The following is a 6,582-nucleotide window of genomic DNA, read 5'->3' on the forward strand; positions in this document are numbered from 1 at the left end:
CATCCTGGAAATCGGAAGTCATCCACCGATTCTTCCAGCCCCCACGCCAAGGACCCGGAATATCACCCGGCGTTTTAACGACTACTGACCCACGCTCCTAGGATCTGGCTGCGCCCCCTGTTCCGCAGCCTCAAAAAGTTCTACGTACGTCTCGAAGTCCGGGTAGAAGCGCTCCGGCCCCGGGTAGTAGCCCGTCGGGTCACTGCGGCTCGTACTGAAAGCTCCCCAGAAGCTGTCTTCGTAAGACTTGAAGTAGAGGAAGTTAGTTTCCCGCGCTGTATAGGTAAGTCGACTCATGCCGCGGCCGCCCTCCTGAGGCTCCCGCATGCAAGGCAGGTCCTGATGACCGCTGAAGGGGCGACGAGGTGATCATCGCAGGTCTCCGCTTCGATGTCCTTAGCCGGCGCCAAGATGCGAACTTTTGAGGGCTGGGGCACGACGAAAGCGTCGGCGCCCTCCTCCGAAGCGGAGTCAGGTACGACAATGGAAAGAGCCACGGACGTCACGGTGGCCACGGAAGAAGTTCCCATAGACACGCCCGACAGGAAAGCGTCAGGGACGTTGGTAACTTCCAACGCCGACATCTCCGGGGCGTTCTCCGGTGGAAGCGCTTCGGGAGTCACAGCCTTGGGATCGATGCCGTCAGCGAGGTTGTACCGCCACCGCCCACCCTCGGTCCCGTCGTGGCGGACCCCCTGACTCTTCCGCAGCAAGCCCTGCAGAGCGAGTTCCTGGAGCATCCTATCGGCGGTGGTGCGGTGAAGCTGGGTCTCCTCGACGACATCCACGGTCGCACTACCTGGCTTTTGGTGAACGGCCTGGAGGACTTGTCGGCGGACAGGCGGAACGCTGTCATGGGCAATACGAAGCGCCAGGAGCAGGGCGTCCCTCCGACGCATTCCGATGGCGCTCCCACCGAGAACAATTTGCTGAAGCATCTTTACAAATCGCGTTGGGGATTCAGGATCATTGGCCTCAATTGGCTCGCCTTTGTAGTCACGCTCAGCAGGGGTGCGAGCCATTGTGACGAAGTCCGCTGCCTCGAAAAGCACCATCAGTTCGTCCTCGTCGAGGGCGTCGGGCTTCTTGTCCATTCCGGCAATGACGCCAGCTACTGCCTTGCTGAGCTCGGCCCGCATCTGTTTCTCGTGTCCGGTGTTCATCAGGGCCTGGGCCCCCTTAATCCGGCGGTCGTCGCGAGAGCTCATGCGTATGAGTGCAAAACGATCACCCATGGAGGCAATGACGCTGTGGTGCCGGTCGTATGTGGTTGTGGTTGCACCGAGCAAACTGATGCGGCCCACCCAGCCCAGCGCCTTCCCACCGTCCGTTCCAACGTGTCGAGTCCACGAGCCGTCGTAGACCTCCCGGAGGGCAGCAAGGACTTGTGTTCGCGCGTCACTTCCCATTGAAAGGATCGAGGTAAAGTCCTTCAAAATCAGAGTTCCCTGCGTTCCGATCTGATTGAGCAGTCCCCCGGTAGCGTCCTTGGCACGTTCTGAGTTGCTTGTTCCAGAAAGCAGTGCACCGGGTGAAGCTATTTCCGAAACCATGACCGTGTTCGGAGTAGCGGCCAAAGGTGCGATTCCTTCGGTCTTGCCGCTGGCTGATCCGGCTACGGTCAAGAGCCAGACAGGCTCGCCCTCAAGCTCGTGCGCTGCGCGGACTGCGAGGTTGGCGTGCAGCACGGCCAGGTCGTAGGCCTTGCTCATCCACTTCTGGTAAGTCATATCGCATTCGGCGAGCGTGACGGCCTCCGCGGGAGGCGTCGAGTCAGGAATCTCGTTTCTTTCAGGATTCCCGAGGCCAAGGAATTTGTCAGTTACATCGAGCAGGTCATGCCACCCGAGGCCGGACTCAAAGTGGTCAGTGAGATCCGCCCCTTTGATCTCCAGTGGCGTGCGCATGACCCTGAATGGGATGCCCGCCTTCTTAGCAAGTGCCATCCAGTTCAGGGCATGTTTGGTGCCTGGGTCGTCAACGTCCGGCACGATGGTCAAGCGTCGCAAGCCTCGAAGCTGCTCGACGTACTCGTCCGGAAGTTGCTGGCTGGCCCCGGCATGGCCGCAGATCATAGTCCGGCCATGCTCCTTTGCCGTCTCGCAATCCTTTTCCCCTTCACCAGCCCAGGCATCCTCCCCTACTTCGATACAACGTTTGAGATCGGGGAGGTTGTAGACGGGTACGGCGCGATCGGCTTTCAGCTGTTTGAGTCTGGCTCCGTCATCGCTCGAGTAGAAGAATGACTTGCGGCCGGGTTGCGGCGAATTCGGATAGGCCAGCCGGACTTTGCTGAAGGCAACGGAACCATCCTCAAAAAGGAAATGGTAACGGGCCTGCTCGACAGGCGGGCCGTGGTCGACCTTGGTTTTCTGCACAGCCGCGGGCTTCGTCGGGGAAGCCGTTGCTGGCAAGGCACTGTCGCGGGTGGACCAAACGGCTCCTCGGGTTCCGAGGGCTGATTCGAGTGCCTCTTTAATGTCCAGCCAGTCGCAACCTGCGAAGCACTTCACCACGACACTCTGTTCGGTGCGCGTTCCTGTGCTGATGCTGCAGCTTGCTTCTCGGTCTTGATGTACCGGGCACTGACAAACAATTCCGTTACTTTGGCGCTTGTATTTGAGGCCAAGGGCGTCCAAGGCCTCAATGGCTGCTTCAAGGGTGTTAACACGGCGATTCAACTCTCATCGACCTTTCATAACGGATCCCGTTGGTGGAACAGCGGGTCCTAGCTGGTCACTGCAACACGAGTCGCAAGTGACGATGGACGAGGGGTGAGGCTGACTAGCACATGACCCGTCTTGGTCTCGTCTATGCGGCGAGATCGACAACGGCTGTCATCCATGGACGACGAAGCAGAAACACGCGCTCAAACCCGCCCCTCAACCTTCCCTATGCGGCGAGATCGACAACGGCTGTCGTCCATGGACGACGAACCAGAAACACGCGCTCAAACCCGCCCCTCAACCTTCCCTATGCGGCGAGATCGACGACGGCTGTCATCCATGGACCACGAACCGGGCAGCACCCGCCCTGACTCAGACGAATTGCAGCCAAGAAATAACCGGAAATCTTGGTAGCCACGAAAGGAAAATAAAGTTCCGTCCCCAGCAGGAGCCCACGTGTCCGCCCCCGCTCCCCTTCCGACAGATCCGGTTATTTTTCGTCAGCACGTGTAGTTAGGCGACTGCGATGGGCACAGGCCTCAGAGTGGCGGCAGGTCCCTGCTGTCGGCGCCCTCATCGCCTGGCTTACTCTGCAGCCGCGCGCCAAGTCCGACCAACTGGCGCTGCAGCAGAAAGCGGATGCGGACACCGGAGCCGAGTGGTGCAAGCGCACCCACTGGGCCTTGACTCAGGCGCTGGCCAAGGACTAATGAAACCAAGGCGCTCGGGCTGGCGACGCCGGCGATGCTGACCCGCAGCCAACTGGCTAGGAAAAGGAAGTCGAGCTGCTCGACATCGCCTGGAAGGCGTTCGACGGAGCCGCCGGGCAGTGACGACGAGCAGGAGCCCGCGACGGCTGAGGCGTAATGACTCCAGTGACAGCGTCGGCCAGAACGGGTCCACCAGCGAAGACGCCAAGGAGGGCGGGCAATGAGCATAAGCACAACGGAACAAGAAAGGTCCCTTCGGTCCGCCGCCTCCACGAAGGACTCCGCCGCGGACCACCGAGTCCAGGTCGGGGTTGCCAAGCTCCGGGTCGCCGTCGATAAGCGCTTGGGGCACACGACGCCGCCCAAGACCCCGGCACCCACCAAAGAGGACTTCTAGCTCCCAGCGCGACCACGATGAGTCCCCCATTCGTTGGCGGTCTCATCGCTGTTTTACCCGAGCCCGAGCATCTCCACCGTGTGGAAGTAGGACGCCGGCGCCGGCGTCCAGGCATTTTGCTGAAGATTAAGGTCTTGAATGCCTGCTCCTTCGTGCCAGCACGTCGCAGGCTCCGCTGTCGCCTTCGGCAGACGGACGTTAGCTGGCGCACAGCTGGATCAAGCTCATCCCAGCGCACTCCTTAGTGGCAGGCATATCCTTCCGGCCCAAGACCGAAACGGCGGTCAGTCCCAGGTGACTTAACCGATTGGGGCGAGCCTCCCGATGCTGTTCACATCGCGTCAGCCTGCTCCAGCGCCCGTCGAGGAGTCCCGGCCGCTTCCGCGGAAGTGGTCGCCTTCGAATGAGCAGGATGAGGCTTATGCCGTAGGGCGCCTCCCAGCGATATACCGCGGTCGTGAGCAGCAGCGCGGGCTACCGCAGGGCCGGCATTGTCATTGCGATTCCAAAAGTGCTCATGCCCCCTCTGCCAGCTGGGCCCTCTCTTGCTGCTGTGCGCGTTCCACAGCGGCAACTGTGCGAGCGTGCAGCGCGGGATCGAGCGTAACGGTACCGCTGACTCCCTGCGCCGTTCTGGTCCGGGCGATCCATTCAATGACTTCTTTTGCTTCAGGCTTCATAAAATCCCTATGCGGCCCAAATGCTAGCGGCTGTCACTTTCCGCGTTACCGCCTCCACTCCGGGTCGAGGCGCGTGGAATCAAAGGATTTGGGTCCCGTAATTTGGTGTCGGGGCATGACCACCACCTTCACGAAGATGTCGTCCAGCACGGCGCGTCGGACGCTGACGGCCATGCCTCCCCATGCCGATCGAAGCATCGCCCCGGTCGTGAGTTCGCGTGGCCTGACAATCGGCACGGGTAGAGCCGCTTTCGCCCGCTCAATAGCGGCGCGTGCTGCTTGCCATTCAGGGCGGCCGATCGCTCCTAGCGCGTAATCAGCCGCGATCTCCTCGAGCCGGGTATCCAGAGCACCCGTCTGCTCCAGCCACTCCGAGGTGGCGTCCGTCTGGCCGACAACCCGGGCGTCCTGAAATTGAAACGCAGCTTCGGCAAGCCATGCCTCAGTCTCCGCAGCGACAATGGTGGTCCCCCCGCAGGCTGCCGCGCCTACGTTTCGCGGGCAACGGTAGCTCTCCTTCTTAGACTTGCCGTTGACGCATTTGACCATGCCGGTCCCGCATTTGCTACAGACCAGCAAGCCCGTCAGCAGGTGCTTGCGGGGCCCGCCAATGGGACCGGTAGCCCTACCGGGCGCAAACCTATTCCGGAGCATTACCGACGTCTCCTCCGAGACGATGCCTGCCCACTGGCCTTGGGCGGAGACTTTGCCCCTGTGTACGCGCAAGCCTGCAATGCGCGGCGACTTCAAGATATTTCGAATGCTGGCAGCCCTCCAGGCCGCCCCACGCGCCGTTGGGATGCCCCGGGCTGTAAGGTCTCGCGCGATTGCGTTTAGCCCCTCACCGTGCAATACACGGGCTGCCATCTCCCTAATGACAGCGGCCTCCTCAGGGACGATCTCCGCGTCCGCTGTATAGCCGTAGCACTTCTGCCCCGGCCAGGCGCCGGCTTCTGCCAGTTCAAGATGCTTTCTGAGGAGGCGCATCTTCGCCTTCTCGACCTCACCAGCCGCAAAGGCCGTGACCACACGGGCCATCGTCCTACCGTCGGGGGTACTCAGGTCGATGTGTCCGTTGGCGGCCGAATGGATATTGATGCCGGTGGCCGTGGCGAGATCGATCCAGTCTTCGAGTTCGCGGGAGTTGCGGTGAAGTCGATCAGCCGAATAGACGACAACCACATCCAAAGCGCCGGCTTGCATCAGTGCTTTCAGTCGAAGGTAGGCGGGTCGGGTTTTGCCACCCGTCGCCGAAATGTCGTTGTCCTCGAACTCTTCCATGACGTGCCAGCCGTTTCGCTGTGCCATTGCCCTGCAGTCCTTCAGCTGCCGGGCAACGCCCAACCCTTCGAGCGTCAGGTCCTTCGAGATTCTTGTGTAGATGGCGGCTCGCGCGTCCGCACCTTCCGTGTGTCTTTCCATGGTGACGCCCTATGCCTCCCGCAGGCCGACGGGTGTCGTTTAGCTACACGCCATGAATGACATACCTCGTCGTGGGAAGAGTTGGCGTGGACGGTGCACATGCCGGGCAAGCCTGAGTTCAAAGCAATAAGCATGTCCAGGCTTTCGGCCTCCCGGACCTCGCCCACCACCAACCGGTCGGGGCGCATGCGCAGCGCCTCCTTCACCAGCCTGCGCATGGGAATTTCGCCTTCACCTTCCAGGTTTGGCTGCCGGCACTGCAGGCCCACTACGTCGCGCAGCGGAAACTGCAACTCGAAGATCTCTTCAACGGTGATGACGCGCTCCCGGGTTCCGATGCTCGCCGCCAGACAGTTGAGCATTGTTGTCTTGCCAGCCTGCGTTGCGCCAGAGACCAGGATGTTCAGGCCGCTGGCCACGGCGGCACCAAGGAACCGGGCTGCCTGGGGCGTCAGCGTGCCAAGTTCCACAAGATGTTCCAGGCGGCTGGCCTTCACCACGAACTTGCGGATGTTGATGGCCCAGTGGCGCCGCGTCACGTCCGGAATCACGACGTGCAGCCGGGAACCGTCCGGTAGCGCGGCGTCGACGAAGGGCGAGGACATGTCTAGGAGCGTGGGGCGGTAGTGGTTTTACGTGATCCACGAGAAGCCCTGCTTGCTGACTGGTAGCGCGTTGTCATCTTGATGGCCGGCTGTCAGCAGCGG

General features: G+C 61.3%; 3 protein-coding genes and 1 pseudogene. 1 reads left to right on the forward strand and 3 read right to left on the reverse strand.

From position 1 onward, the window contains the following. Positions 1 to 293 precede the first annotated feature (293 nt). The gene (locus tag AC50X9_RS20950) at positions 294 to 2,378 is read right to left on the reverse strand and encodes a hypothetical protein (RefSeq protein ID WP_494896964.1); all 2,085 of its coding nucleotides are present in this window, start codon (positions 2,376 to 2,378) and stop codon (positions 294 to 296) included. Positions 2,379 to 3,596: 1,218 nt separating this feature from the next. Between AC50X9_RS20950 and AC50X9_RS20955 the strand changes: the two genes are divergently transcribed. Continuing rightward, entirely contained in the window at positions 3,597 to 3,773 is a 177-nt protein-coding gene (locus AC50X9_RS20955; RefSeq protein WP_494896966.1) for a hypothetical protein, read from the forward strand. A gap of 725 nt (positions 3,774 to 4,498) precedes the next feature. On the opposite strand, the gene AC50X9_RS20960 is transcribed toward AC50X9_RS20955, so the two are convergent. Together AC50X9_RS20960 and AC50X9_RS20965 are read right to left on the reverse strand one after the other, a co-directional pair. After that, entirely contained in the window at positions 4,499 to 5,875 is a 1,377-nt protein-coding gene (locus AC50X9_RS20960; RefSeq protein ID WP_494896968.1) for a recombinase family protein, read from the reverse strand. A 62-nt stretch (positions 5,876 to 5,937) separates the two neighbouring features. Next, positions 5,938 to 6,486 (reverse strand): annotated as a pseudogene (locus AC50X9_RS20965) (TadA family conjugal transfer-associated ATPase); the annotation flags it as partial. Positions 6,487 to 6,582 lie beyond the last annotated feature (96 nt).

Source organism: Pseudarthrobacter sp. HLT1-3, from assembly GCF_059383535.1.

Coding starts and splice junctions, on each gene's coding strand:
- AC50X9_RS20955 (WP_494896966.1), top strand. CDS start 3,597: ATGAGCATAAGCACAACGGAACAAGAAAGGTCCCTTCGGTCCGCCGCC.
- AC50X9_RS20960 (WP_494896968.1), bottom strand. CDS start 5,875: ATGGAAAGACACACGGAAGGTGCGGACGCGCGAGCCGCCATCTACACA.